This is a genomic window from Salinivibrio sp. SS3 (genome assembly GCF_001722105.1).
In the GTDB taxonomy this organism is placed as follows: Bacteria; Pseudomonadota; Gammaproteobacteria; order Enterobacterales; family Vibrionaceae; genus Salinivibrio; species Salinivibrio kushneri.
In genome coordinates, this window is record NZ_MEBQ01000009.1 from 108,167 (window position 1) to 135,015 (window position 26,849).

The 26,849-nt window shown below is 52.7% G+C and carries 25 protein-coding genes; 12 read left to right on the forward strand and 13 right to left on the reverse strand.

Going from position 1 to position 26,849, the window contains the following annotated elements:
- The first annotated feature begins 30 nt into the window (after positions 1-30).
- On the forward strand, positions 31-657 hold the full coding sequence (cysC, locus tag BGL48_RS05190; RefSeq protein ID WP_069361658.1) for an adenylyl-sulfate kinase: 627 nt from the start codon (positions 31-33) through the stop codon (positions 655-657).
- On the opposite strand, the gene BGL48_RS05195 is transcribed toward cysC, so the two are convergent.
- From BGL48_RS05195 to BGL48_RS05225, 6 genes are all read right to left on the reverse strand, one after another.
- The gene (locus BGL48_RS05195; RefSeq protein ID WP_069361659.1) at positions 654-1,556 is read right to left on the reverse strand and encodes a TIGR03899 family protein; all 903 of its coding nucleotides are present in this window, start codon (positions 1,554-1,556) and stop codon (positions 654-656) included. The genes cysC and BGL48_RS05195 overlap by 4 nt on opposite strands.
- A 238-nt stretch (positions 1,557-1,794) precedes the next feature.
- Entirely contained in the window at positions 1,795-2,292 is a 498-nt protein-coding gene (locus BGL48_RS05200) for a DUF3299 domain-containing protein (protein ID WP_069361660.1), read from the reverse strand.
- A gap of 3 nt (positions 2,293-2,295) precedes the next feature.
- Positions 2,296-3,555, reverse strand: a complete 1,260-nt coding sequence (locus tag BGL48_RS05205) for an ABC transporter permease (protein ID WP_069361661.1) — start codon at positions 3,553-3,555, stop codon at positions 2,296-2,298.
- On the reverse strand, positions 3,552-4,247 hold the full coding sequence (locus tag BGL48_RS05210; protein ID WP_069361662.1) for an ABC transporter ATP-binding protein: 696 nt from the start codon (positions 4,245-4,247) through the stop codon (positions 3,552-3,554). The genes BGL48_RS05205 and BGL48_RS05210 overlap by 4 nt, the downstream gene beginning before the upstream one ends.
- Positions 4,248-4,287: 40 nt before the next feature.
- Positions 4,288-5,091 carry a zinc uptake protein ZrgA gene (gene zrgA / locus BGL48_RS05215; protein ID WP_069361663.1) on the reverse strand — a complete coding sequence of 268 codons (804 nt, stop codon included), beginning with the start codon at positions 5,089-5,091 and terminating at the stop codon, positions 4,288-4,290.
- Positions 5,092-5,503: 412 nt separating this feature from the next.
- On the reverse strand, positions 5,504-6,061 hold the full coding sequence (locus BGL48_RS05225; RefSeq protein ID WP_069361665.1) for a YtfJ family protein: 558 nt from the start codon (positions 6,059-6,061) through the stop codon (positions 5,504-5,506).
- 372 nt (positions 6,062-6,433) lie between these two features.
- Here BGL48_RS05225 and BGL48_RS05230 point away from each other — a divergent pair, with 372 nt between their 5' ends.
- Positions 6,434-6,640 carry a DUF1107 domain-containing protein gene (locus BGL48_RS05230; protein ID WP_025673598.1) on the forward strand — a complete coding sequence of 69 codons (207 nt, stop codon included), beginning with the start codon at positions 6,434-6,436 and terminating at the stop codon, positions 6,638-6,640.
- Between the two features lie 68 nt (positions 6,641-6,708).
- Here BGL48_RS05230 and msrA read toward each other — a convergent pair whose 3' ends face one another.
- On the reverse strand, positions 6,709-7,341 hold the full coding sequence (msrA, locus tag BGL48_RS05235) for a peptide-methionine (S)-S-oxide reductase MsrA (RefSeq protein ID WP_369801948.1): 633 nt from the start codon (positions 7,339-7,341) through the stop codon (positions 6,709-6,711).
- Positions 7,342-7,529: 188 nt separating this feature from the next.
- Here msrA and tamA point away from each other — a divergent pair, with 188 nt between their 5' ends.
- Together tamA and tamB are read left to right on the forward strand one after the other, a co-directional pair.
- Positions 7,530-9,233 (forward strand): autotransporter assembly complex protein TamA, encoded by a 1,704-nt coding sequence (gene tamA / locus BGL48_RS05240; RefSeq protein WP_069361666.1) that lies wholly within the window; start codon positions 7,530-7,532, stop codon positions 9,231-9,233.
- A 26-nt stretch (positions 9,234-9,259) separates the two neighbouring features.
- Positions 9,260-13,000, forward strand: coding sequence for an autotransporter assembly complex protein TamB (tamB, locus tag BGL48_RS05245; RefSeq protein ID WP_176719638.1), 3,741 nt, complete (start codon positions 9,260-9,262; stop codon positions 12,998-13,000).
- Positions 13,001-13,054: 54 nt separating this feature from the next.
- Here the strand turns inward: tamB and ppa are convergent, their stop codons facing one another.
- Together ppa and fbp are read right to left on the reverse strand one after the other, a co-directional pair.
- A complete protein-coding gene (gene ppa, locus BGL48_RS05250; RefSeq protein WP_046074295.1) occupies positions 13,055-13,582 on the reverse strand; it encodes an inorganic diphosphatase in 528 nt (175 codons plus the stop codon).
- Positions 13,583-13,708: 126 nt separating this feature from the next.
- Entirely contained in the window at positions 13,709-14,731 is a 1,023-nt protein-coding gene (gene fbp, locus BGL48_RS05255; RefSeq protein ID WP_069361668.1) for a class 1 fructose-bisphosphatase, read from the reverse strand.
- A gap of 256 nt (positions 14,732-14,987) precedes the next feature.
- Between fbp and mpl the strand changes: the two genes are divergently transcribed.
- Positions 14,988-16,361, forward strand: coding sequence for a UDP-N-acetylmuramate:L-alanyl-gamma-D-glutamyl-meso-diaminopimelate ligase (gene mpl, locus BGL48_RS05260; protein ID WP_069361669.1), 1,374 nt, complete (start codon positions 14,988-14,990; stop codon positions 16,359-16,361).
- Complete coding sequence (locus BGL48_RS05265) at positions 16,351-16,971, forward strand: flavin prenyltransferase UbiX (protein ID WP_069361670.1); 621 nt, start codon at positions 16,351-16,353, stop codon at positions 16,969-16,971. Before mpl ends, BGL48_RS05265 begins: the two co-directional genes overlap by 11 nt.
- Positions 16,972-17,011: 40 nt before the next feature.
- Here BGL48_RS05265 and BGL48_RS05270 read toward each other — a convergent pair whose 3' ends face one another.
- From BGL48_RS05270 to argR, 3 genes are all read right to left on the reverse strand, one after another.
- Positions 17,012-17,443 carry a universal stress protein gene (locus tag BGL48_RS05270; protein ID WP_069361671.1) on the reverse strand — a complete coding sequence of 144 codons (432 nt, stop codon included), beginning with the start codon at positions 17,441-17,443 and terminating at the stop codon, positions 17,012-17,014.
- Between the two features lie 59 nt (positions 17,444-17,502).
- A complete protein-coding gene (locus BGL48_RS05275; protein ID WP_069361672.1) occupies positions 17,503-20,073 on the reverse strand; it encodes a TRAP transporter permease in 2,571 nt (856 codons plus the stop codon).
- 292 nt (positions 20,074-20,365) lie between these two features.
- Entirely contained in the window at positions 20,366-20,836 is a 471-nt protein-coding gene (gene argR, locus BGL48_RS05280) for a transcriptional regulator ArgR (protein ID WP_046074289.1), read from the reverse strand.
- A gap of 294 nt (positions 20,837-21,130) precedes the next feature.
- Between argR and mdh the strand changes: the two genes are divergently transcribed.
- Positions 21,131-22,069: a malate dehydrogenase gene (gene mdh, locus BGL48_RS05285; protein ID WP_069361673.1), complete on the forward strand. Its 939-nt coding sequence runs from the start codon at positions 21,131-21,133 to the stop codon at positions 22,067-22,069.
- A gap of 74 nt (positions 22,070-22,143) precedes the next feature.
- On the opposite strand, the gene ispB is transcribed toward mdh, so the two are convergent.
- Positions 22,144-23,115: an octaprenyl diphosphate synthase gene (gene ispB, locus BGL48_RS05290; protein WP_069361674.1), complete on the reverse strand. Its 972-nt coding sequence runs from the start codon at positions 23,113-23,115 to the stop codon at positions 22,144-22,146.
- 367 nt (positions 23,116-23,482) lie between these two features.
- Between ispB and rplU the strand changes: the two genes are divergently transcribed.
- The 5 genes from rplU to BGL48_RS05315 all read left to right on the forward strand — a co-directional run bounded on the left by rplU (position 23,483) and on the right by BGL48_RS05315 (position 26,835).
- Positions 23,483-23,794, forward strand: a complete 312-nt coding sequence (rplU, locus tag BGL48_RS05295; RefSeq protein ID WP_046074286.1) for a 50S ribosomal protein L21 — start codon at positions 23,483-23,485, stop codon at positions 23,792-23,794.
- Between the two features lie 18 nt (positions 23,795-23,812).
- Entirely contained in the window at positions 23,813-24,070 is a 258-nt protein-coding gene (gene rpmA / locus BGL48_RS05300; RefSeq protein WP_069361675.1) for a 50S ribosomal protein L27, read from the forward strand.
- Positions 24,071-24,287: 217 nt separating this feature from the next.
- Positions 24,288-25,448, forward strand: coding sequence for an Obg family GTPase CgtA (gene cgtA, locus BGL48_RS05305; RefSeq protein WP_069361676.1), 1,161 nt, complete (start codon positions 24,288-24,290; stop codon positions 25,446-25,448).
- A 146-nt stretch (positions 25,449-25,594) separates the two neighbouring features.
- The gene (locus BGL48_RS05310) at positions 25,595-26,374 is read left to right on the forward strand and encodes a threonine/serine ThrE exporter family protein (protein WP_069361677.1); all 780 of its coding nucleotides are present in this window, start codon (positions 25,595-25,597) and stop codon (positions 26,372-26,374) included.
- Positions 26,371-26,835 carry a threonine/serine exporter family protein gene (locus BGL48_RS05315; protein ID WP_069361678.1) on the forward strand — a complete coding sequence of 155 codons (465 nt, stop codon included), beginning with the start codon at positions 26,371-26,373 and terminating at the stop codon, positions 26,833-26,835. The genes BGL48_RS05310 and BGL48_RS05315 overlap by 4 nt, the downstream gene beginning before the upstream one ends.
- Positions 26,836-26,849: the final 14 nt, after the last annotated feature.

Genomic DNA, 26,849 nt, shown 5'->3' on the forward strand with positions numbered 1-26,849 from the left:
GGCGTGGCCAACGAAATAGCGGAGACTTTCATGACTGACACTGTATCTGCGTCAACCGATCCCAATGTGATCTGGCATCAGCATCATGTTGACCAAGCCCAGCGCAGTGAACAAAAACAGCAACAACCCGTGGTGCTTTGGTTTACCGGCTTGTCTGGCTCGGGCAAATCGACCATCGCCGGCGCGCTGGAGGCGGCCTTGGTGGCCGAAGGGCACCATACCTATTTGCTGGATGGCGATAATATTCGCCATGGCCTATGTCGCGACCTGGGTTTTTCCGATCAGGACAGAGCCGAGAACATTCGCCGAATTGGCGAGGTGGCTAAGTTGATGACTGATGCGGGCCTGATTGTCTTGAGTGCCTTTATTTCACCGTTTCGCGCGGAGCGAGAGCGGGTGCGCGAGCGTTTGCCAGAGGGGCAGTTTATCGAAGTCTTTGTCGATACGCCGCTGGTGGTGTGTGAGCAGCGCGACCCCAAAGGACTGTACAAAAAGGCACGTGCCGGCGAGATCCCGGCGTTTACCGGCATATCTTCCGACTATGAGCCACCGCGAACACCGGCGATCCATTTAAGCGGTGATCTCAGCGTCGCCGAGCATGTGGCGACCTGTCTTCACGTACTGCGTGAGCGCGGGGTGTTGCGCTCGTCAGATTAAGCGTGAGTGTTGACCGTATCACCCACATCGCTGTGCATCTCAAAGCCTTCGGCGAGTAATTCACAAATGGCGTGGTGATAATCGGGATGCACGCGTTTACCGACCAGTTTTGCTAGCTCATGGCCAGTGGGGCTAAAGCGGTAATAATAAAGACGCATCCCTTTGTGGAGCGGGGTGAGCATGTATTGGGTGTCTTGCAGTTTAAGCGGCATCGCTGGCTGCATTTCAATCACACCAGATTCAAGCTCGGTGCGCAGGATCAGCCCCAAGTCCATCAACAGCATTAAGTCGGTGTAAGACAGTTGGTAGTGACCCAGCGAGAGCTTATGAGGCGGCTCTGGGCGTAGCAGTTGTACCAAGCCTTGACGGCGGCGAAAACCAGTGACTAGCTTTTTGGTGCTGTCTTGCCCAAAGGTGCTGGACAATGCACAGGCGCGTTGCAGTGCTTGCGCTTCGCGCTGGGTCATAGTCTCGAGAATGGTCAGTGCTTTAATTGAGGTGCTGCCGGGACGGAGCATTTCTTGTTTGAGAATCTTCGCCCACAACTGCTGCATTGCATGGCCGTGAATATTGCGGGCTAAATCGAAAAAACGAACCAGCCAATCTGGGTCCGGGGTCTGAGCGGTTTCGCTATGACACTGGTCGTAGGTCAGAGCAATGATGGCTTCGAGGTTAGCCTGCTGCTTTTGCATCACATGACGCTGGCGGGTGGCACTGCGATGGGCGAGATCTTCCTGCTCAACCTCTTGCAGGCGCGCATCAACATAATATTCACTGGCAATGGCTTTTAGTCGCCCTTTACTGCCACGCAGATCCGCGTCTTCTTTATTCTTGTGATCCTGATGTTGTCGTTTATCGGGGTGGACGTCGACGACCTCGGGTTTGTCTTGCTCTGCCATGCGATTCTCACACTGATTGTCAGCAAATTTAGTGCTGGCAAATATGTTAATTAAAGATTAAATTTGTTAACATTATGAGCGTTAACAATCAAGCATAGGGATGCGTGTGCGCAAGCAAAAACTCAACCCCATCAATCTGCTACTGATTGCCGTGTACATTGGCGCACTGGCGATCTTGTCTCATTATATTGTCTGACAACATCGGGTGCGCCGATCAGGCTCACTGATTGATAGGGACTTATCCGTCGTCGTAGTCCGTTAGTTCGGTGCCTTGTAGCACATAACCCACCTCTGCCAAGTCATGGCTCACATGTTCGGTTTTCAGCGTGCCTTCGACATAGACCACATCCCATAGTTGTTGAATCGGCGCGCCGCCGGCAAACTTTACATAAACAATTTGATTGGGTGGCGGGGGTGGAACATGAATACAGGCGCCAAGAAAGGGCACCAGTAGGAATTCCGTTACCACTTTATCGTCGCCTTCCAGTGGGATCACGAAGCCAGGGATTTTGACTTGGCTGTTGTTGAGCTCTGGGCGAACAGAGCCGACCAGGCTTTGTGGATTCTCACTGTCGTGGCTGATTTCCGGCATCCCGCGGCTATCAAATTGAGCACGTTCATGCTCAGGCACCAAATCAATCCAATCCAGCGTGAGTGGTTCGCTATTTGCCCAAGCCTGAGAGCCAAAAAGACTGCTAAGCAAGGCGATAAGTCCGAGCATTATCCGTTTTTTCATCTGTTATACCTTAATTGTCATGCCATCAGCGAGCGCCTGTCGATAGGCGCGCCAAGCCGGGAGCAAGCCCACGATAAAGCCAGCGACCAACACACCGGCCATCAGTGATAGCTCGTAAGAAGACGGCCAGTCGAGTGGCAAGAACAAGCCAAATTCACTGAGAATATAAGGCTGCGCCAGCGCGAGTCCACCATAAAGCAGGAGCACGCCAAAGACGATCCCCGCGAGAGTAATCGCGACCGCCTCACTGACCAAAAGCAAAATAATATGCAAAGGCCGCGCGCCCATTGCACGTAAGATCGCCATTTCTCGTCGACGTTCGTTCAAGCTGGTGAGCAGGCTTGAGAGCATGCCCAAAAGCCCGGCGACGGCGACAAAGCCAGAGATCACCAGCAGGGCTTGTTCGCCAACCCGCATCATGCCCCACAGCTCGTGCAAGGCAATGCCGGGCATAATCGCGGTTAATGGTTCGCGTGGATAGGTGTTGACCCAACGCTGGACAGCGAAGGTTTTGATTTTGCTGTTCAAGCCCACCATCACCGCGGTCAGTTGCTCCGGCTGTAGCTTGCGTTGCTGCGCTTGCGCTTGAGTCAGGCCTTGGCCGAGTCGCGCGCCACTCTCCCAGCCGACATGAATCGCCTCGATGGCTTCGAGCGACACATGCACACTGCGGTCGACGGGGGTGCCAGTGGGTGCCAAGATCCCAGTGACCGTAAAGGGCAAGTTGTCATGCTGATTAAAGCCTTTGTCGGCCAGTCCATGGGCAATGATCAAGCTATCGCCCATCTTGTATCCCAGCTCTTTCGCCACTTGGGCACCAATCACGGTATCAAATAAGCCGGAAAATGGGCCGCCTTGGCGAAAGGCGAGTGGTTGTTTTTGACCATATTGATAATGGGCAAAGTAATCATTGGTGGTGCCGACCACGCGAAAGCCGCGGTGAGAGTCCCCCAGTGAAATGGGAATGGTCCAATTTACATCCGAGTGCTCACGAAGGCGCTGATAACTGTCCCAGCCGATATTGTTGGTGGCGTTACCAATACGAAACACCGAGTAGAGCAGTAAATTAATGGGGCCGGAGCGGGCACCGACAATTAAATCGGTATTGGAGAGGGTATTGGCAAAGCTGGCTTTAGCTTGGGTGCGCACCTTCTCTACCCCGAGCAAGAGCACCACGGCAATGGTGACGGTCAGTAAAGAAAGCAGTGCGGTGGCGCGGCGATTCTTCAAGCTTTGCCCCGCCAATCCTAAAAGCGAAATCATAGGTTGGCCTCCTCGCGATGTATGGCGCGATTAAGCGCGGGAAGCGAGACATCGCGGTCAAATAAGGGCGCCAATTGGCTGTCATGGCTGACAAACAATAAGCTGCTGTTGGCTTCTCGGCATCGGTCTTGCAGCAACCGAATAAAGGTATTGCGGGTGTCCGCATCAAGCGCAGAGGTCGGTTCGTCAGCGATAATTAACGCTGGTGCCCCAATTAATGCGCGTGCCGCTGCGACCCGCTGTTGCTGGCCGATACTCAGCGCAGTGACTGGCTGATGGTAGCAGCTAGCCGGTAAGCCTAATCGATCGAGTAAGGTGCCGGCTTCTTGGTGCGGGGAGTGGTGAAGTGCTTGACGTCGCGCGTGAGAAAAGCGCAGCGGCACAGTGACATTATCAAGCACAGATAAGTACGGTAGCAGGTTAAATTGTTGAAAAATATAACCAATATGGTTAGCGCGAAACTGATCCCGCTGGCGATCATTCAGTGCCGTCAGCGCTTGGTGATTGACTGTCAACACACCCGATTGTGGGGTATGAATACCTGCAATCAGGCTCAGTAGCGTGGATTTCCCGCTGCCGCTGGGGCCTTTTAAAAATACATGCTCGCCCTCACCGACCGCAAAGCTATCGATGTCTAAGATCGGTTGAGACTGATCTGGCCACGTAAAACGCAGTTGTTCGATGGTAATCATGCCTGACAGGGGCGCTTAACGCGCCCCGCCTCCTTTTTCCCTACCACTGGATGTGCGACTTGGCACGATTCAAGGTGTCTACCCAGACCTTATCATTAGTAAAGGCCTGAATTTTGATGGTTTCTGTGTTGGGAAACAGGCTAAACCAATCAGTTTTCAATTCGGTGAAGGCTTGTGGGTTTTGGCAAACGAATTGATAGTTCGCGGATAAGGTATTGTGGTTACCGTGGTCATGTCCATGATGGTCGTCATGGTGAGCATCATGTTCATCGTGGCCGTGGTGCTCGTCGTGATCATGGTGCTCATCGTGGCCGTGGTGCTCGTCGTGGTCATGGTGCTCATCGTGGCCGTGATGTTCGTCGTGGTTATGATGCTCATCGTGGCCGTGATGTTCGTCGTGGTTATGATGCTCGTCGTGGCCGTGATGTTCGTCGTGGTCATGGTGCTCGTCATGACCGTGGTGTTCATCATGACCATGATGCTCCTCATGGCCGTGATGCTCATTGTAGTCGTTAAAACTGCTGGTGACTTTGGTCTCGGCGAGCTGGCAATTCGCCGCTTCGGCAAGTTGGAAGCGTTTCTCACCATCACGCAGCAGCGCATAGGCATCTTCGAGCGTTTGCTGATCGGCGGCATTTTTCGGGTGGTGCTCAAACCCAACCACATCATGGCCGGGCGCGGTCAGCTCAATCAGCACACGCTCACCGTCTTGGGCGAGGCTAGCGGCCACTTCACCGTGCACGTGGGCGTCAAACGATTGGTAATTGGCTTCTTCGGCGAGTGCCGACGTCGCAGCCATCGTAACGGCCATGGCGATAATGCTGGGTAAAAAACGTGTTTTCATTGGGTTCTCCTAGTGAATAAATGGGTTAAATCATGAGGGAATTTATTCGACTAGGTGGATCGCGAGCTGAAAAGGCAATGGCGGTGTGGTAAGCACGTGGTGGCTTTGCAAGGGTAACAATTGCGTTGACCACATAGGTGGGCACAGGTGCTGAGACCGCATAAGCTAAGAGGGCTGGCGGCACCAAATGGCAGGCGCTGCAGTGCTCACTATGATGCGTTGGGGTGAAAGTATCGAGATGATGCTCTCCCCACAGCCCAGCTTGGCTGAGCATCAAAACAAATAGCAGATGGACGATCAATCGCCGAGACATGCCAATTTCCGTGCCACATAAGTAATGTGATAACATAACAATTATCATCATCAACGCCAAGTGTTGAATGACAGCGCGGGCTGTCCCCGCGCGTGGTTGTTATCGGTTGACTAACTGGGTGACCAAGCTGACGACTTGATTCACTTCGTCGGCACTTAATTTGCCTTCTTTGACAAAGCGTACCGAGCCTTGGTCATCCAATACGGCAATTAACGAGCTTTCTTCTTTTAGGCGCCATGCCTCTGCGACATTGCCGTTTTCGTCGAGCACAATCGATGACCAGCTAAACTCACGTTTACTGTCTTCGGCTGATGATTTGACAAAGCCACCGGTGCCCCACATGGCATCATCTTGGTTAATGATAGTGGTGGTTTGGTAGCGAGCATCGTCAAAGTCTGCGGCGGTGATGGCTTCCATCAAGGGGGCATTCATTTCCTTGGCACTGCTGCGTCCGGCGATGGCCTGGATCACGCGTACTTTGCCCGGCAATTGTTCGGTTTGCCAAGTTTGATAAACGATATCGTCGCCATTCAGCGTCAATTCGCCGTGCTCGGCGACCTTGGCTGGCGGTAAGGGTGCACCATTTTGGAGCGTGTGCGCCATACTCGTGCCGGAGAATAACGCAAAGGTGAGAGCAAGTAGGGTGGTTTTTTTCATTATTGATCATCCATGTTTGTGGGTACTATTTGGCATCAGGTGCCAAGTTATCTATGGTTACGTCACACGGTGATTTGTGCCAAGTATCTAGGGTGATTCCGTGCGCAAGATCGGACTTTTCTGTGTCGATCGAACTTGTGCCGCAAAACGTATTTCTCTAAAGCGGGAACTTCTGTTCGCAAGCAGGCTCTAATGCTGTGATTGCCATCTTATTGAGATGGCACTTTGCTTGCTTAGCTTTTTACGCGGAGATTGCCAGATAATATTTGGCGCTCCAAGGTGGCAATATCACACGGTCATCGTGACGGTGAAAGAAATGAATTGCCGTTTCGGTCTGCTTAGACAGACTTTGAGAACAAGAAAGGGATCCTTATGCTTCGCATCTTTCGTCAATATCGACCAACCCAGATTGCGCGGTATGTGAAACGATTTTTTAAGGGCCGACTCTACATCGAAGGTGTAGGCGCGTTTGAGTTTGATGGTGGCCGTTTACTGCCGCCGGGGCACAGTGACAAACGAGCGTTATCGGTAATGACTGAGGTGAATAAAGAAATTAAAGCCATGGCCATTACTGCATAAACATCGCCACACTCAAAAAACACGTCCAAGCGGACGTGTTTTTTTATGCCTCGCCATTGAGCAAAGGCTTATTGCGGTGGGAAACAAACCCCTGTGCCACCCAGGCCGCAGTAGCCTTGCGGATTTTTGTGCAAGTACTGCTGGTGGTCAGTTTCCGCGAAGTAGTACGCGCCGGCCGGTGCGATCTCGGTGGTCACCGCATCTGGCTTACCGGCATCTCTCAATGCCGCTTGATAAGTGGCCAGGCTCGCTTCGACACTGGCTTGATCCGCGGGATCACAGTAGTAAATCGCGGAGCGATACTGCGAGCCGACGTCATTGCCTTGACGCATACCTTGGGTCGGGTCGTGGTTTTCCCAGAATTCCGCCAGTAGGGTGTCTAAACTCACTACGGACGGGTCAAAAATCACGTTAACCACTTCGGCATGGCCGGTTTGTCCTGTGCAGACGTCTTGATAGCGCGGATGTTGGGTAACACCGCCACTGTATCCCACCGATGTCATCACCACACCCGGCTGTTGCCACCACTTTCGCTCGGCCCCCCAAAAACAGCCCATACCAAAAATGACCTGTTTTTGACCAGACGCTGGCATGGCCGTGATAGGCTGATTAAATACCGCGTGCGGTTCGGCTGGAATAATCGGATCGGGTCGATCCGCTATCGCATTGTCAGGTTGGGTAAAGGAAGATTGCATCGACATAGGCATCCTTTGACTGCTGTGATGAAAAAGCGCAATGCGTGCTGCTATGCGCGTTAATGGTTGGCATTCAGGCATGGATCCCGCACCTTATGAACAACATGGTGCTGGCCTCCTGCCCCGCTCAACACGTAATATGGCAAGATATCATCAATTTAGCCGGGCGACACCCGGGTAATGGATCTCACTGCATGAATATACGGTTATTCCCCCTATTCGCGATCGCTATCAGCTTGATGTCTAGTATGGCTCGTGCGGATGTCGACATAGATATTGAAGGGCTAGATGGCATTGCACAAGATAACGTCGAGACCTATCTTGCGGCGATTGCCCCAGAAGAGCGGGATGGCTCCTACCGGTTTATTGCTCGCGTCGAAAAAGATGTGCGCAAAGCGCTGCAAGCGGTGGGGTTTTATCAACCCAAGATTGCCACTCACATGGACGGTGATGCCACGCTTAACGTCAAGGTTAACCCCGGTGAGCCTGTGCGCTTGGCGCAAGTGGATGTGGTGTTTAGCGGTGAAGCGGGCATGGATGACGATTTTCATGCTCTCAAGGCTGACGGGCCGCAGCCGGGCGCGAGGCTCAATCACAATGATTACGAGACGCTAAAAAGCCAGATTCAAAGCTTGGCGGTGAAAAAGGGATACTTTGATGGTCGCTTTACGCAAACGCGATTAGAGGTCGCGCCTGATCGTCAGCAGGCCTTTATTCGGCTTCACTTTGCCAGTGGCAAGCGTTATCACTTTGGTGCGATTCGCTACCAAGGCGCGCAAATTCAGTTGCAGCGTCTCGACACCCTACGTGATTTTTCCCCGGGTGAGCCGTATCGTGTGTCGGTACTGGGAGAGTTTAACCAAGCGCTCGCGAATACCGGTTGGTTCTCCAGTGCCTTGGTGCAAGCGGACATGGAGCAAGCGGAAGATAATGAAGTCCCCATCAAGGTAAACTTGACCCCGGAAGCGCGCAATAAGTTTGAAACCGGTGTCGGGTATTCCACTGACATTGGTCCACGGTTCAAGTTTAACTGGCGCAAGCCTTGGTATAACTCACGCGGCCACAGTATCACCACATCACTCGCGATTTCTGAGCCTGAGCAGACGTTGACCTCGACCTACAAGGTCCCTTTGGAGGATGTTTCCCGCGAGTATTATCAAGTGCAGTTAGGGTTACAAAACACCGAACAACGCGACACCTCCAGCCTTGAGGTGTCGACGTCGGTTTCTAGACATTGGCTGTATGACACCGGCTGGCAACGCAGTGTCTCGTTACGCTGGCTTTATGAAGACTACACCCAAGGGCAAGATGAAGATAGCGTCAGCGTGGTGCTGCCTGGGATCAATTTCACTCGCACGCGTGCACGCGGTGGATTAATGCCGCATTGGGGAGATAAGCAATCGATTACATTGGAAGCGGCCGATCCGATTTGGTTGTCAGATATTAGTTTGGTGCGCTTGCAAGGGCGGAGTGCGTGGATTCGTAGCCTGAACAAAAACCATCGCGGTTTATTACGCGTCGATGGTGGCGCTCTGATTTCTGAAGAATTTAGTGAAGCGCCGCCATCGTTGCGTTTTTTCGCCGGGGGGGACAACAGTATTCGCGGCTATGGCTACGAGACCGTTTCTCCGCGTGATGAAAGCGGCCAGCTGAGCGGTGCGCGCTATATGTTGACCGGGACGTTAGAGTATCAATATCGCCTTGGCGGCAATTGGTGGTGGGCGCTATTTGCCGATGGCGGTGACGCGTGGACCAGTCGTTTATCGTGGAAGCGTGCGGCTGGTACCGGTATTCGCTGGTCATCGCCGGTCGGCCCGATTCGCCTTGATGTCGCACATGGTTTTGATAATGACGGTGATGATTTTCGTGTACACCTTACCTTAGGGCCTGAATTATGAGTCGTTGGTTGGTCAGACTAACGTTTATGACGTTAATCAGTCTTTTTTCTGTGGTGGGGCTGGTAGCGGCCGCACTTTTTACGCCTGTGGGCTTGCAGGTAGGGGTGTGGGGCGCGCAGAAAGCGCTGCCTGCTTTATCGATTGATGAGGCCGACGGCAGCCTACTTTCCGGGTTTGTACTGCAAGGGGTGCGCTATGATGATGCGCTGCTGCAACTGAACGCCGAACAGCTCAGGCTTGTTATCCAAGGTAAGTGCTTACTGACGCCTGCGATCTGTATTGACCAATTGGCCGTCGAAGGAGTCACCCTTGATATTCATTTGCCCGCGACTGAGGAGGCAACATCATCGGAAGACGTCTCCACACCGGCTATCCAAGCGCCGCTGCCGATCCATGTTAATGCCTTTGCCTTTAACGATGTGGCGATTCAGGTTGCCGAGCAGTCGGTCAGTTGGCATCAGCTGCAAGGAGGCGTACATTTTGTTGGCGACACCTTAACCCTATCGCCGACGGATTGGCAGCAGCTGGTGGTGAGCCTACCGAGCGACACTGAGCCTCAAGAAAATACCGACCAAGCGGTCGGCAAACCGGATAGCGCGGTGGCAAGCCCGCCATGGCATTATCCGGGGCTGAAACTACCCACGGTGGCGCTGCCGCTGTCTATCGAGGTGGAACAGCTCCATCTACAAGATACGCGGATTGAAGCGGGCACAGTGCAAACACTTTCATCGTTATCCCTGGCGGGCAGTGTTCAAGACAGCACCGTGACGATTGATAACGTCTCGGTGGCTGCTCCCCAAGGCACGGCAAACCTTGCGGGTGATATCATACTTAAAGGTGAGTACCCACTAACCTTGCAAACTCAATTGACCAACAACCTCGCTCCGCTTCAAGGCCAAGCTTTATCGCTGTCGGCCTCAGGAAGTCTTGCCGCGCTTAAGCTAAACGCGAGCGCGCGCGGCCCGGTGACGGCGACGCTGGAAGGAGAAGCAAACCTGCTGGCGGCAAACTTACCTTTTGCCGTGCAATTGGAGAGCAAAGCATTGGCGTGGCCGCTGACGGGGGAAGCGATCGCGGCATTACGCGAGCTACAATTTCACGCCGATGGTGACTTGTCTGCCTATCAGCTCGGCTTACAAACCGGCGTCGATGGCCCTGACGTGCCGACCACCCAGCTGAATTTGACCGGTCAAGGTAGCCTAACGGCGCTGACTCTCTCGCAGCTGGAGGCCAACACACTGGGGGGCAAGGTGGCCGGGCGTGCCAGCGTGGATTGGTCCAGCGTGCCTTTTTGGCAAGCTGAGTTAGGGTTTGCCAACATTCAACCTCAGCAGCAATGGCCGGAGGTTACGGGGGATTTAACCGGTGCAATCAGCCATCGTGGCCGCTTAACCGCCCAAGGCGGGTGGGAGGTGTCTGTGCCCACGTTGGTGGTGCATGGGGCGTTGCAAAAACTGCCACTGGCAGTCGCAGGCGCCCTTAATGCGCATGACCGGGATGGCGATGGCCAGCCGAGCGTGTCGACATCGGGACTGACCCTGTCGCACGGCCCCAACCAAGTCACGGCACAGGGGCAAGTGCGTGATGAGTGGCAAATGGGACTGTCGGTCGATATTGCCGATTTGTCGCAATCCTTGCCTATGTTCACTGGCGTGATCCGCGGCGATGCAAAGCTGAGCGGGCCGTTTGCACATCCAGATGCCAAACTCGCACTCCAAGCCAAGCAGCTGCGTTGGCAAGATGTGCGCATCAATCAGCTGACGTTAGACGGCAATCTTGCCTTGAAAGACAGCTTGGGTGGCGATCTGACGGTATCGGTATTAGGCGGGCGCTATCAAACCGTGCGCTTAGATAACCTCGATTTATCCGTGCGCGGTGATGAAGGCGAGCATCAGCTGGATTTGCGCTGGCAAGGTGCCCCAGCGTCTGGCGCGCTACGTATTGAAGGCGCACTGGCGCGAGAGACAGGATGGCAAGGGAGGTTGTTTGATACATCGGTGAACGTGGACGATCTTGGCGACATTGTGCAGCAAAGCGCAGCACCGATTGCGTTTAGTTTTTCCGATATGCAAACCGAGGTTGGCGAGCATTGTTGGCAGTGGCAAGCGACTTCCTTGTGCTTATCGCAACCGGCAACCGTCGGCGCGCAGGGGGACGTGGCCGCTAAGATTGAAGGCTTTGAAGCGGCGCAAATCGCGGCCTTCTTACCGCCGGAATGGCAGCTCAATACACGTGCCAATGCCGCGATTCACGCACGCTGGCAGCCTGACGCCTCACCGGATGTACAGGCCTCGATTGATATCGCGGATGGCGATCTGCGCCAGCAGGCCGATACGCCGCTGGTGATTGGCTGGCAACATGCCAATCTCAATACGCGTTGGCATCAGGATAAATTGCAAGGCGCGCTGGCGCTGACATTGTCCGAAGGGGGGACCCTCGCCTCGGCCTTTACTTTGAACGATTTGTTGGCGCCAAGCCGATCTTTGACGGGGGAGGTGACGGTCAATGATGTTCAACTGGCCAAGCTCGAACCTTTGCTGGGTAGCGATCAACAAGCGGACATTAATGGTGAAGTGAATGCTAACTTACGGGTCGAGGGGCCGCTGACCTTACCTGATGTATATGGTGGATTGACCGTTGAGGCATTGCGAGTCAAAGGCTTGGCGTCACCTGTTGATGTGAACGATGGGCAGTTAGCGCTCACGTTGGATGGCAAGCAGGGCAAGGTGGAAGGCAAGCTGGTGACACCGGATGGCGTGCTGGCACTGAACGGCGATGGGCAATGGCCCAGTATGGACGACTGGCGCTTTGGCTTAAACGTGGCGGGGGACACCTTACGGGTCAATGTGCCGCCAATGGTGCGGCTGGATGTCGCACCTGACCTCACGGTATCGGCAACGCCACATGATATGACGATTCGGGGCGACATTCGTGTGCCATGGGGGCGGATTGAAGTCGAGAACCTGCCCGAGTCTGCCATCACGGTGTCGGACGATACGGTCCTGCTGAAAGAGAACTATGTGCCAGAGGATATTGAGCAAAGTGAATCCGTGCCCTTTAACTTACAGACTGATGTGCAACTCGTACTGGGGGAAGATGTACAGTTAGCGGCGTTTGGACTGAAATCTCGTTTGTCAGGCGAACTTAATATTAAAAACAATCAGCAAGGCGCCTTGATTGTGGGGAATGTGAGCTTGCTTGATGGTACTTATCGCTCGTTTGGCCAAGACTTGCTGATTAAAAAGGGCGAGATCTTGTTCAATGGCCCCGCTGATCAGCCGTACTTGCAAGTGGAAGCGATTCGAAACCCTGAACGTATTGAAGGAGATGTGACGGCAGGGATCCGCTTAACGGGGCCCGCTGATGACCCGGTGGCGACTGTATTTATGGACCCGGCTGGCTCGCAGGCCAATGCCCTGTCCTATTTGTTACGTGGCCGCGCGCTTGATGCTGGTGCCGGTGATGCCAATATGACCTCGATGCTGATTGGTTTGGGCTTAGCGCAAAGTGGCAAGTTGGTCGGGGAGATTGGTCAGGCGTTTGGGGTTGAGGATCTGACTCTCGATACCTCAGGCGCGGGCGACGAGCAAAAAGTGGAAGTATCCGGTTATATCTTGCCCGATTTAGAGGTGAAATACGGCGTGGGGATCTTCGATGCAATTGGTGTGTTCACGGTGCGCTATCGACTGATGCAAGACCTTTATCTGGAAGCGGTGTCTGGTGTCGATCAGGCAGTGGATCTGCTCTATCAGTTTGAGGTCAAGTAGAGACAAAAAAAAGCCCGCGAAGGCTCGCGGGCAGTGTTTCATTGAAGCGGCTGATTACTGTTTTGCGCGCTCAAATGAAGACAGGATTTCGTCTTTTGCCGCTTGGGCATCTTCCCAACCGTCAACTTTCACCCACTTGCCGGCTTCTAGCTCTTTATAGCGTTCGAAGAAGTGCGTGATTTGTGCTTTCAGTAGCTCAGGCAGATCGTTCACGTCTTTCACGTGATCATACTCTTTGGTGAGCTTGCTGTGCGGTACCGCGATCACTTTGGCATCTTCACCAGACTCATCGGTCATTTTCAGCACGCCAACAGGGCGGCAGCGGATCACTGAGCCAGGCACTAATGGGAATGGGGTTGGAACCAGTACGTCAACAGGGTCACCATCCAAAGACAAGGTGTGGTTCACATAGCCATAGTTACATGGATAGAACATAGGCGTTGCCATGAAACGGTCAACGAAAACGGCGCCGCTATCTTTATCGACTTCATACTTAATCGGATCGGCGTTGGCTGGGATCTCAATCACCACATAAATATCTTCAGGCAGCTCTTTGCCCGCAGGGACCTGGTTCAGGCTCATGGGATGTCCTTTTGTTTAATGAAAAAGTGTGTGCCAATTATAACCGCCAAGCGTGAAAATAACAGAGGCGACCGTATTGGCCGCCTCTTTATCATGGAAGACTGGCGTTAGGTGTCTATTTTGCGCCTATTCGTCGTCATGATCCGGATAAGTGTCGAGGTATTCTTCGACCTTATCGACCATATTGCTTGAGCCAACAAAGAAAGGCACGCGTTGATGAAGTTCATTCGGCGCGATGTCCATGATGCGCTGGGTGCCATCGGTAGCTTTGCCGCCGGCTTGCTCAATAATAAAGGCCATGGGGTTACACTCATACAGTAAGCGTAGCTTGCCATTGGGATAGGCGAGCGTGCTGGGGTAGAGGTAAATGCCACCTTTGAGCAGGTTGCGATGAAAGTCGGCGACTAAGGAGCCAATATAACGTGACGTATAAGGGCGTTTCTCCTGTGGGACGTTTTCTTGGCAGTATTTGATATATTTTTTGACGCCTTGTGGGAATTTGATGTAATTCCCTTCGTTAATGGAGTAGATGTTGCCGTCTTTAGGAATGGTCATGTTTTCGTGAGACAGGCAGAACAAACCTAGCGAAGGGTCGTAGGTAAAACCATGTACACCATCACCCGTGGTGTAAACCAACATGGTGGATGAGCCGTAAATGATATAGCCGGCGGCGACTTGGCGGTGACCGGGTTGAAGGAAGTCTTCTTCGGTGGGCGGTGTTCCTACCGGTGACACGCGGTGATAGATGGAGAAAATGGTGCCAACAGACACATTAACATCAATGTTAGAGGAGCCATCCAGCGGGTCGATGAGCACCACATATTTGGCATTACGGTTAAGCTGTTTATTAAAAATAACCGCGTCATCTTCTTCTTCACTGGCGACGCCACACACTTGGTCGCGCGCTTCCATCGCGGCTTTAAATTTTTCGTTGGCATAAACGTCGAGTTTTTGCTGCTCTTCACCTTGCGCGTTTTCCGTGCCAATCGCGCCAGCAATGTCGACCAAGCCGGCTTTGTTGATTTCACGGTTAACAATTTTGGCGGCCAGACGAATGGAGGCGAGAAGAGAAGATAAATCACCGCTGGCATGCGGAAACGCGTGTTGCTTCTCAACAATGTACTCGCCGAGGGTCTTAATGTCGGGCATTCTCAATCCTTAATGATGATGAACTGTCTTTCTTGTGCAATCGGATACATGGGCAGTGAGCTGCCTCTTGGAATCGCCGCTATTCTAGCTTTCGTGACTTTTTAATCGTACTGAAGAAATGAATCAGGCCAGGGAAGTGTGATCGCGACATAAAAACCATGTCAGATGCGCGCAAGCGATAAGACCCAAGCGTTAATCCAAGGCATAATAACCGCCTGCGCCAAACGACAGGACAATCAACAATACAGTGAAGGCTATGCATATTCATATTTTAGGCATCTGCGGGACTTTTATGGGTGGCGCAGCCATGCTGGCAAAACAACTGGGGCACAGGGTGACGGGCTCTGACAGCCATGTTTACCCCCCGATGAGCACGCTACTTGAGTCTCAGGGAATCGATATTATCGAAGGCTATGATCCTGTCCAGCTATCACCTGCACCTGACTTGGTGGTGATTGGCAATGCCATGAGCCGTGGTAACCCTTGTGTCGAGGCGGTCCTCAATCAAGGCTTACCGTATACCTCTGGCCCGCAATGGCTGCATGATTTTCTACTGCAAGACCGCTGGGTGCTGGCGGTATCTGGCACCCATGGAAAGACCACCACCGCCAGCATGCTGGCGTGGATTTTAGAAGACTGTGGCTACGCCCCCGGCTTTTTGATTGGTGGGGTAGCGAGTAACTTTAACGCGTCGGCGCGATTAGGCGATAGCCCGTTTTTTGTGGTGGAAGCGGATGAATATGACAGTGCGTTTTTCGATAAGCGCTCTAAGTTTATCCATTACCAACCGAAAACCTTGGTGATCAATAACCTTGAGTTCGATCACGCCGATATTTTTGATGATCTGGCGGCGATCAAGAAACAATTTCACCATGTGGTGCGTACCGTGCCGGGGATTGGGCAAATTATTGCGCCCTCAGACGATACCAATGTCACGGACACGTTGGCGATGGGCTGTTGGAGTGAGTGTGTGTACGCCGGGCCGGATGGCCAGTGGCAGAGCATGAAAAAAGACCCAGCTGGCAGTCAATTTGACGCGTACTTTGCCGGTGAACTCGTGGGGACGGTGAGCTGGGATTTAGTCGGTGATCACAACGTGCGTAATGCGTTGATGGCCATCGCGGCAGCGCGTCATGTGGGGGTGACACCTGATTTGGCCTGCCAATCGCTCGAGACATTTATCAATACCAAGCGACGTCTAGAGTGGCGGGGGGAGCAAGCCGGTGTCACTGTGTATGACGATTTTGCCCACCACCCGACGGCGATTCGCCTGACCCTTGAGGGGTTGCGCGCGAAAGTGGGTAATGGCCGCATTGTCGCTGTGCTAGAGCCACGCTCTAATACCATGAAGCAAGGGGTTCACAAGGATACACTAGCGGCGTCGTTGGCCCGTGCGGACACGGTGTTCTTATATCAACCGCAAGGGCTAGATTGGTCGCTTGAAGCGGTGGTGGACAACTGCACGCAGCCGGCGCATAGACATGACGATATTGATGCACTGGTGACTGCACTGACTGAGCACGCCCAAGCAGGCGATACCGTGTTGGTGATGAGCAACGGCGGCTTTGGTGGCATTCATGACAAGCTGCTAACAGCTCTGGCGAGTAAGGAGGCGGTTTATGGCGGATAAACGAATAACCTTAGCGTGGACAGGCGCATCCGGTGCGCCCTACGGTCTACGTTTGCTCGAGTGCTTGCTCGCACAAGATTATCAGGTTTTCTTATTGATCTCGTCGGCCGCACGTGTGGTGTTAGCGACCGAGCATGGGCTGAAACTTCCGTCAGGCCCGCAAGCGGCACAGAAAATATTAGCCGAACATCTGCAATGTGATAGCAACAAACTGATCGTTTGTGGTAAAGAAGATTGGTTTTCGCCGGTCGCCTCGGGATCGGCAGCGCCCAAGCAAATGGTGGTGTGCCCCTGCTCGGCAGGTTCGTTATCGTCCATTGCCCATGGTTTGTCCGATAACCTTATCGAACGAGCGGCGGATGTGGTACTTAAAGAGCGCGGACAGTTGCTCTTGGTGGTGCGCGAGACCCCGTTTTCAACGCTGCATTTAGAAAACATGCACAAGCTATCGCAGATGGGTGTCACCATTATGCCTGCCGCGCCAGGCTTTTATCACCAGCCTCAGTCGATCGATGATTTAGTGGATTTTATGGTGGCGCGCATTTTAGATCACTTGGGGGCCGAACAAACCTTGGTGCCTCGCTGGGGCTATGATCAACGCCAGCGGTGAACAATGCTCAGGCACGCATCGACGTGCCTGAACCCTATGGTTAAGGTTTTAACACCATTACATGGACACTGGCACCTTCGAGCACTTTGGCTGCAACTGAGCCCAGCATCATTTTATTGACGCGTGAACGCTTATGGCTTGGCATCACAATCAAATCGCAGCCGATGCGCTCTGCCGTTTTAATGATCCCCTTGTAGGGCTTACCTTCTTCAACCGACACCTGACAGGCCACGTTTTCGGGGACATATTTATCCGCAAATCCTTGTAAATTGCGCTTCATGTCGCGTTTCATTTTATTGGCGGCTTCTTCAGGGAAGTAAGAGGCGACCATCGAATTATGAATGCCGGGCAATACAGTGAGCAGGTGGATTTTGGCACCTGACTGGCTGGCGAGCCAAACAGCGTGATCGACCGCGGTATCTGCAAAGCTTTCGTCGTTCAAATCAACCGGAACCAAGATATGTTTATACATAGCGATATCCTTTGCACTTATAAAAGAAAGGGGCACGTGTCACACACGTCCCCCTGTTATTAGGCTTGGCGAATACGGCGGCGTTGATTCCACCCCAACAATGCTAAGAGCAAGAGAGTAGGGACAAACACCCACTCTTTCCATGGCCGGACATTATCGATAGTCACTGTTTTGATTTGCCAATCAAAATCAATCCCTGCTTTGTCAGCGTCACTGCCAAATTGGATCATATCCACCAACAACTTGTCGTCTTCCTCGCGAAGCATTAAGCCTGTGTCGTTAATGCGGGCTTCACCGCTTTCAAGGCTATGATCCACGGGCAATACCACATGTTTGGAGACTTGCTCACCAAAGAAGTTTTCCCCTTCCACTTCAAGCTGCAGCGGCTTTCCTTCTGGTAGTTGCTCCGCTACACGGGTGATTTCTGTGCCTGGGAAGCTGGTCGTCGGCGGATACACTTCGTCCCACCAAAACCCTGGACGGAAAAGGGAGAAGGTAATCAATAACAATAAGGCGGTTTCCCACCATTTGTTTCTAGTCATCCACCAACCTTGTGTCGCGGCAGAGAACGCCAGCATTGCTATGGTCGCCGACACAATGGTCAAAATCAGGTGGAAGGGGCCATCGAGATCGAGCAACAACAACTGGGTGTTGAAGATAAACATAAATGGCAGGATGGCGGTGCGGATGTCGTAGGTAAAACCTTGCACACCGGTGCGGATGGGATCGGACTTAGCAATGGCCGCGGCCGCAAAGGCAGCCAACCCCACAGGGGGTGTGTCATCGGCAAGAATACCGAAATAGAACACAAATAAGTGCACCGCGATCAGTGGAATAATCAGCCCCTGCTGTGCGCCTAAAGTAACAATCACTGGCGCCATCAGGGTGGAGACCACGATATAGTTGGCGGTGGTCGGTAGTCCCATCCCCAACAATAAGCTGATCACCGCGGTAAACAGCAACATCAGGAAGATGTTGCCGCCGGAGATAAACTCGACGAAGTCTGTCATTACCAAACCGATGCCAGTGAGGGTGACCGTACCCACCACAATCCCGGCCGCTGCAGTGGCGACACCGATACCGATCATGTTGCGCGCACCGGTCACAAAGGCTTCGAGCAGATCAACGCCCCCGTCACGAATTTCTTCTTTAAAGTTAGTGCGCTGGTTGAAGTAGGCAATGAGTGGACGCTGGGTGAGAATGATAAAAATCATAAACACCGTCGCCCAAAATGCAGACAGGCCTGGCGAGAAGCGCTCCACGGTCAAACACCATACCAATACGCCGATTGGTAGCAGGTAGTATAAGCCAGAACGCACGGTGGGGCCGGGCTCGGGGACCTCGGATAAATCAGCCGCCGCGGGGTCTTCCGCTGCTTGCGATTTATACTGGGCGGAGTAACGCACCAACAGCACATAGGCAATCAGCGTGAGGATACCGATGACCACGGTTGCCATGGCACCAAATACGTCTTTGGTCCAGCCAATACCGTAGTAGACCGCCGCGCTGAGCACCAACAAGCCAACAAACACCGTCATAAACGAGAACAGTTTTTGCAGTACCGTGCTGGTATGACGGCGTGGTAAGCCTTCCATACCAGCTTTACAGGCTTCTAGGTGCACGATGTAAATCAGAGCAATATAAGAGATCAGTGCGGGAAGTAGCGCGGCTTTAATCACTTCTACGTAGGAAATGCCCACGTATTCCACCATCAAGAATGCCGCCGCCCCCATAATCGGTGGGGTGAGCTGGCCATTAGTCGAGGCGGCCACTTCCACCGCCCCGGCTTTATGACTTGGAAAGCCCACGCGTTTCATCAAGGGAATGGTAAAGGTCCCGGTAGTCACTACGTTGGCAATCGAAGAACCCGAGACCAAACCGGACAGGCCGGACGCGACCACCGCGGCCTTGGCGGGGCCACCGCGCATGTGACCGAGTAGTGAGAAGGCCACTTTAATGAAGTAGCCGCCGGCACCGGCGCGGTCGAGCAAGGCACCGAACAGGACAAACAGGAATACAAACGAGGTAGAGACGCCCAGTGCCACCCCGAAGACGCCTTCAGTAGTCAGCCACAAGTGTGACATGGCTTTGTTCAAGCTCGCGCCTTTGTGAGCGATGACGTCCGGCATGTAGGGGCCGGCAAAGGTATAGAGTAAGAACACACCTGCCACCACCATTAGCGGTGGGCCAAGGGCGCGGCGTGTTGCCTCAAGCATCAGAATCATACCGATGGCGGCAACCGTAATATCAAACGAGGTATAAGCGCCAGCACGGTCTGCAAGTTGATTATAAAAAAGGAAGAGGTAACCGGCGGCTAAACTACCCGCTAGTGCAAATACCCAATCGAGTAATGGCACCCGATCTCGGGGGGAGGTCTTACGCGCGGGGTAGGCGGTGTAGGCCAAAAACATCGCGAACGCCAAATGGAGCGAGCGAGCTTCGGTATTATTGAGTACGCCAAAGTCGAGCGCGAAAGGTAGCGGCGACGCATACCAAAGCTGAAACAGGGACCAGCAAAGTGGTACCAGCCAAAGAATACGTCCTGATAGTCCATCCGGTGAGCGTGCGCCAGTATCTGCTTGCGCCACCATGTCTTGCACATCAGGAGACGATTGATGTGTCTTCGTCATGCAGTTTGTCCTTATTATCATATGCACCGCTGATGCGGCTACAGTGTCCCGAGAAATGCATACCCGGCTGCGTCACTATCTATGAGCGACTCGCCTGTCTGCAGCCCACTGCTACGCTCGCAGTCTCACTGACGTTTAACGAAAACGTGAACAGTGTGTGGCAGCTAAAAGCAGATAGTAACAGAGGGGTATCAAAAAATTAAAACGATGTTATCGCTTTTACTTTCGTTGCAATGACTCAAAAGTGAGATAAGGCAGGTAGGCAGCGGCTTCGCGCTGCCTGATAGGGTAATCAATAATGATATTCAAACAGATCGCATACCGCCTCAAATAAGGCTTCTGTGCTGGTACCGCGGGTGGGCGTGATAAAGATGGTATCGTCTCCGGCCACGGCACCCAGGATTCCTTCGGCCTTGCCCAATGAGTCGAGAAGCCGTGCGATAAGCTGCGCGGCCCCTGGCCCGGTATGGATCACTACCACAGCCTCATTATAGTCGATCTCCATCACCAGCTCGCGCAAGGCGCTGCCGGTGGTGGGGACACCGAGTTCGATCGGTAAGCAATAGACCATTTCCATTTTGGCGTTGCGGGTACGCACTGCGCCGAATTTGGTCAACATGCGTGATACTTTCGACTGGTTGATGCCCTCAAATCCTTGAGCACGTAGGGCTTCGACAATCTCACCCTGAGAACTGAACTTTTCTTCTTTGAGGATCGCTTTAAACGCTCGAACCAATTGGTCTTGTTTTTCTGAGTTACGCATGACGGCAGACTCGCAATGACAAACGAGTGGCTATTTTGCATATACATGCAACGAGGGGCAATCACTGAGGGTGTAAAATGGCGACAATATCACTGTTGCTGACCAGACGCTCCGCGACAAACAAAGGGAGAGCGAAAAAATGAGAGCTTAGGCTGATCATCACCGCCTGAGGCTTGAGTGGGGGTAGGGGCGGGCATATGATGAAGCAACAGTTCGCACCATTGATGGGCGACTTGTGCCCGAACAGAAGCCGGACCGGATCCGGACTATAAGAAATATCGAAAGGAGAACGACATGAAAGTTGCTGTGATTGGCGCCGCGGGAGGCATTGGTCAGGCTCTAGCCCTACTGCTAAAAAACAATTTACCAGCCGGTTCCGACCTGGCCTTGTACGATATCGCTCCTGTTACGCCAGGTGTAGCGGTTGACTTGAGTCACATCCCCACGCCGGTCACCATCAAAGGCTATAGCGGCGAAGATCCAACGCCAGCACTTGATGGGGCTGATGTGGTGTTAATCTCTGCAGGGGTGGCCCGTAAGCCGGGTATGGATCGCTCTGATTTGTTCAATGTGAACGCGGGCATTGTGAAATCATTGGCGGAAAAGATTGCTGATGTGTGTCCAAAAGCCTGCGTAGGTATTATCACTAACCCGGTTAATACCACGGTGGCGATTGCCGCCGATGTGCTGAAAGCCAAGGGCGTTTACGATAAAAATAAACTGTTTGGCGTGACCACGCTGGATGTGATCCGCTCAGAAGCCTTTATCGGTGAGCTGAAAGGGATGGATCCACGCGAAGTGTCTATTCCTGTTGTCGGTGGCCACTCAGGCGTGACGATTCTGCCGCTATTGTCACAAGTAAAAGGCGTGACATTTAGCCAAGAAGAGGTTGAAGCCTTGACACCGCGCATTCAAAACGCTGGCACTGAAGTGGTTGAAGCTAAAGCCGGTGGTGGCTCCGCAACCTTGTCAATGGGTCAGGCAGCATGTCGCTTTGGCCTCTCGCTGGTGCGCGCCCTGCAAGGTGAATCAAACGTGGTGGAATGTGCGTATGTTGAAGGCGACGGTCAGCACGCCCGCTTCTTCGCTCAACCGGTACGTCTGGGTAAAGAGGGAGTCGACGAGATCCTCAGCATCGGTGAGCTAAGTGCTTATGAGCAACAAGCGATGGACAAGATGCTGGAAACGCTGCGTAAAGATATCAAAATGGGCGAAGAGTTCGCGGCGAAATAGCGGACATTCGACCTTGGTGAGGAAAGCGGCGCAATAGCGCCGCTTTTTAGTTTGGCTGAGGGGCTTAAATTGCGTTAGGTGTTGCGGTCAACCGCTAAATGCGCCAATGCCACTAAGGCGTGTTTATACGGGGTTTCTGGCAATATATCGAGCGCACGGATGGCTTTTTCTGATTCCTGCTCGGCACGCTCTCGGGTATACGCCAGTGAGCCGCAGGCGTCCATACAGGCCAAAATCGCCTCGAGTTTATCGCGGCCATTGCCTTTTTCGATGGCGGTACGAATCATCGCCGCTTCTTCCTCAGAGCCGTGTTGCATCGCGTGCAGCAAAGGTAGCGTTGGTTTGCCTTCTGCCAAATCATCACCCGTTTGCTTGCCCATTTCATTGTCAGCACTGGTGTAGTCAATTACATCATCTATTAACTGGAACGCTGTTCCAAGATATCGGCCATAGTCTTGGAGGGCTTTCTCCGTGTCTGCGTCCGCCTCGTTAAGAATCGCGCCAATCTGGGTGGCTGACTCAAACAAACGCGCGGTTTTAGAGTAGATGACCTGCATATAACTGGTTTCTGTGGTATCAGGGTCATTACAGTTCATAAGCTGTAATACTTCCCCTTCGGCAATCACATTGGTAGCCTCACTCATTAAATCCAGAATGCGTAACGAGCGTAGGCTGGTCATCATTTGAAACGAGCGGGTGTAAATGTAATCACCGACTAACACACTGGCCGCATTACCAAACAAGGCATTGGCGGTTGCATTGCCACGGCGCAAGTCCGATTCATCGACCACGTCATCATGGAGCAAGGTGGCGGTATGAATGAATTCAATAAACGCGGCGGCGGTGGTGTGTTTGTCACCGTGATAACCAAGTGCACGCGCCGCTAATACAGCGAGCATCGGGCGCAGTCGTTTGCCACCGCTGTTAACGATGTAAAAGCCGAGCTGATTGATTAGCGCGACATCAGAGTTTAACTGGGCGAGGATCTTTTGGTCGACCTGCGCCATGTCATCACTAATTAAGGCTTGGATTGATTTGAAATCCATGAATATATCCGGGCGTTGTCCTAGTTACTTGCCTGCCGAGCTAACGAAATAAATCACAACTCACTAGCAGCAAGAGGCGAAATATTGCACGTTAATACGTTCAGAATGGCGTGAAACCTTCGTCAGTATCGGCACCAGAGCGGGTATTTAGCTTGGCATAGTACACCAGATGACAGGCGACGAGATAGCGCTCGCACAGGGAAAATGTGTGGGAATTAATGCTGAGCACCTTTTCACCAATTTTCTTGCTTTCCCCTCTTGCCTCAAATCAATTTCTGCCGTAGAATTCGCGCCCTATTGATGAATTATATGCGCACCCCTTGTTGCTTAATATTGCAGCAGGCCGTGCGGAAATGCGGAGTAAAACATGTACGCAGTTTTCCAAAGTGGTGGTAAGCAACACCGAGTAAGCGAAGGCCAGACTATTCGCTTGGAAAAGCTAGACGTTGAAACTGGCGCAAGTGTAGAACTTGACAAAGTATTGCTAGTGGCAAACGGCGAAGACGTTAAAGTTGGCGCGCCTTTTGTTAGCGGTGCAAAAGTAACAGCAGAAGTTGTTACTCACGGTCGCGGCGATAAAGTGAATATCGTTAAGTTCCGTCGTCGTAAACATTCTCGCAAGCACATGGGCCACCGTCAGTGGTTCACTGAAGTCAAAATCACTGGCATCAGCGCTTAAGAGTAGGAGAGAGAAGAGATGGCACACAAAAAAGCTGGCGGTTCTACTAAAAACGGCCGCGATTCAGAAAGTAAACGCCTAGGTGTTAAACGCTTCGGTGGTGAGTCTGTACTAGCAGGTAACATCATCGTTCGTCAACGTGGTACTAAATTCCACGCAGGCACTAACGTAGGTTGCGGTAAAGACCACACTCTATTCGCTCTGTCTGATGGCAAAGTGAAATTTGAGACCAAAGGTCGTCATAACCGTAAATTCGTTACTATCGAAGCTGAATAAGCTTCAACGCCAAGCGAATTTCTGAAGCCCTGCCTTTTGGCGGGGCTTTTTATTGTGTCTGGTGATCACCGGTCAATGAGCGTTTGATCAGAGAGGCGCGGAAAGTCGGTCAAAGCAGAAAAATGATCCTAAGATCGATAAGATCGCCATTCACTAATCTGGGATAAGGCTAGTTGCAATAAACGTGCGTTTTAGCAATTGGTGCGGAGAAGTTAGCATGAAGTTTGTAGATGAAGCGATTATTCGCGTCGATGCCGGGGACGGGGGCAATGGGACCGTCAGCTTCCGGCGGGAAAAATATGTCCCTAAAGGGGGCCCAGATGGCGGTGATGGCGGTGATGGTGGTGATGTCTATCTGCTAGCCGACGAAAACCTCAATACCCTGATCGATTATCAGTTTGAGCGCTTTCACTCTGCAGCGCGTGGTGAAAACGGTCGCGGGGGGAACTGTACCGGTAAACGCGGTGAAGACTTGGTACTCAATGTGCCTGTTGGTACCCGGGCTGTGGATGAAGACACGGGTGAGGTGATTGCCGACTTAACCCAACATGGCATGAAAGTGATGGTAGCCAAAGGTGGGTTTCACGGCCTTGGCAATACGCGTTTCAAATCATCCGTCAACCGCGCCCCACGACAAAAAACCATGGGAACCAAAGGTGAGGTCCGTCAGCTGCGTTTGGAGTTGTTGTTGTTGGCCGATGTGGGGATGTTAGGTTTGCCGAATGCGGGTAAATCGACCTTTATTCGTGCGGTGTCGGCGGCAAAACCGAAAGTGGCTGATTATCCCTTTACCACGTTAGTGCCTAGCCTTGGGGTGGTCCGTGTCGCGGCTGACAAGAGCTTTGTGGTGGCCGATATTCCTGGTCTGATTGAAGGTGCGGCTGATGGCGCGGGACTGGGTATTCGCTTCTTGAAACATCTGGAACGCTGTCGTGTGTTGTTACACATGATTGATTTGCTGCCCGTTGATGGTACCGATCCGGTCGATAACGCGTTCACCATTATTGATGAATTGAACCAATACAGCGAAAAGCTGGCGGATAAACCGCGTTGGTTGGTATTTAACAAAGTGGATTTGATGCCAGAAGACGAGGCACAGGCGCAAATTGAGCGTGTGTTAGAAGCTCTGGCGTGGGATGACAAATACTACGCGATATCCGCGATTAACAAAGCGAACGTCCAACCGCTTATTTACGATCTGATGGCATCGATCGAGGCGCTACCTGCGCCGAAACCTGAGGTTGAGCCGGAAGATGAGACGGTGGCGTTCAAGTGGGATGATCACCACGAACAGCAGCTCAATCAAAGCGATGACGACGATGATTGGGATGATTGGAACGAAGACGACTACGACGTCGAGATCATCTACAAGCCTTAATCCTAAAAAGCCGTTACGTCTGTAGCGGCTTTTTTTATGTCCGATTTGGCGATAATCTGATCGCAACTTTATTTGTATCAAAGACCGCAGCGAGTCGGTGATGAATACTGCGAGCAGATAGGCGCAATGTAAGAGGGATTTTTAAGGTGGGAAAGCGGTTAACCGAGCCAGAGCAACGTGCTATATCGCGTTTAGTGATTGAAGTCGGGCAGCGACTATTACAGCATGGCGCGGAAAGTAAGCTGGTCAGTGATGTAAGTATTCGCTTAGGACGTGCACTAGGACTCGATAGCGTTGAGCTGGCGTTATCGGCGAGTTCTTTGGTGGTCACCACGCTCAGTCAAGGTCATTGTATCACCACCGCCAGACGTTGCCCCGATCGCGGGATCAACATGAAAGTGGTGACCGATATCCAACGCACGGTCATTTTGGCCGAGAAAGGGATCCTCGATGCTTTGGCGGTGCGCAAGCGCTTAAGTCGGATCGAGCCCTTTCGCTATCCACCTTGGCTGGTGGTGGGGATGATAGGCTTGTCATGTGCGGCTTTCAGTCGATTAGCGGGCGGCGATGCCGTGGTGTTTGCACTCACGTTTATCGCGTCTGCAACCGGCATGCGAGTGCGCCAACTGATTGCCCACCGTCACTTTAATCCGCTTCTCACTTTCGCGGTCACCGCGATGGTCACCACCTTGATATCCAGCGTGGGCACGATAATGGATTGGGGTAACGAACCCTTCCTTATCATGGCCTCATCAGTCTTAATGCTCGTCCCCGGCTATCCGTTGATAAACGCGGTATCAGATATGGTCAAAGGCTTTGTCGATATGGGGATCGCTCGTTGGACGATGGCATCCTTGCTCACCTTGGCAACAGCGCTGGGTATTGTTGGTGCCATGAGTCTTGTGGGGGCATGGGGATGGTTATGAGTTTATTGCTCGCCTTACTGGAAGATATGTTCTTTGCCATGATCCCCGCGGTGGGGTTTGCATTAGTGTTTAATGTACCGGTTAAGGCGCTCAAATACTGTGCCTATGGCGGTGCGGTCGGCCATGGTTTGCGCTTTGTGCTGATGGAATCCGGGGTCGCCATTGAATGGGCCACGCTGGCAGGCGCAACCACGATTGGCTTTTTAGGTGTGTACTGGTCGCAGCGCTTTTTGGCGCATCCCAAGGTGTTTACCGTGGCGGCAATTATCCCGATGATCCCCGGCGTTTACGCGTTTAAAGCGATGATTGCGTTGGTAACCATCAACAATCAAGGCTATAGCCCTGCTTTATGGGCGAGCCTAATTGAAAACCTGACCACCGCGGGGTTCATTCTCTCGGCACTGGCCATTGGCCTTGCGATGCCAGGGTTATTGTTTTATCGTCGCCGACCAGTGATTTGAAGAAAAGGGTACCT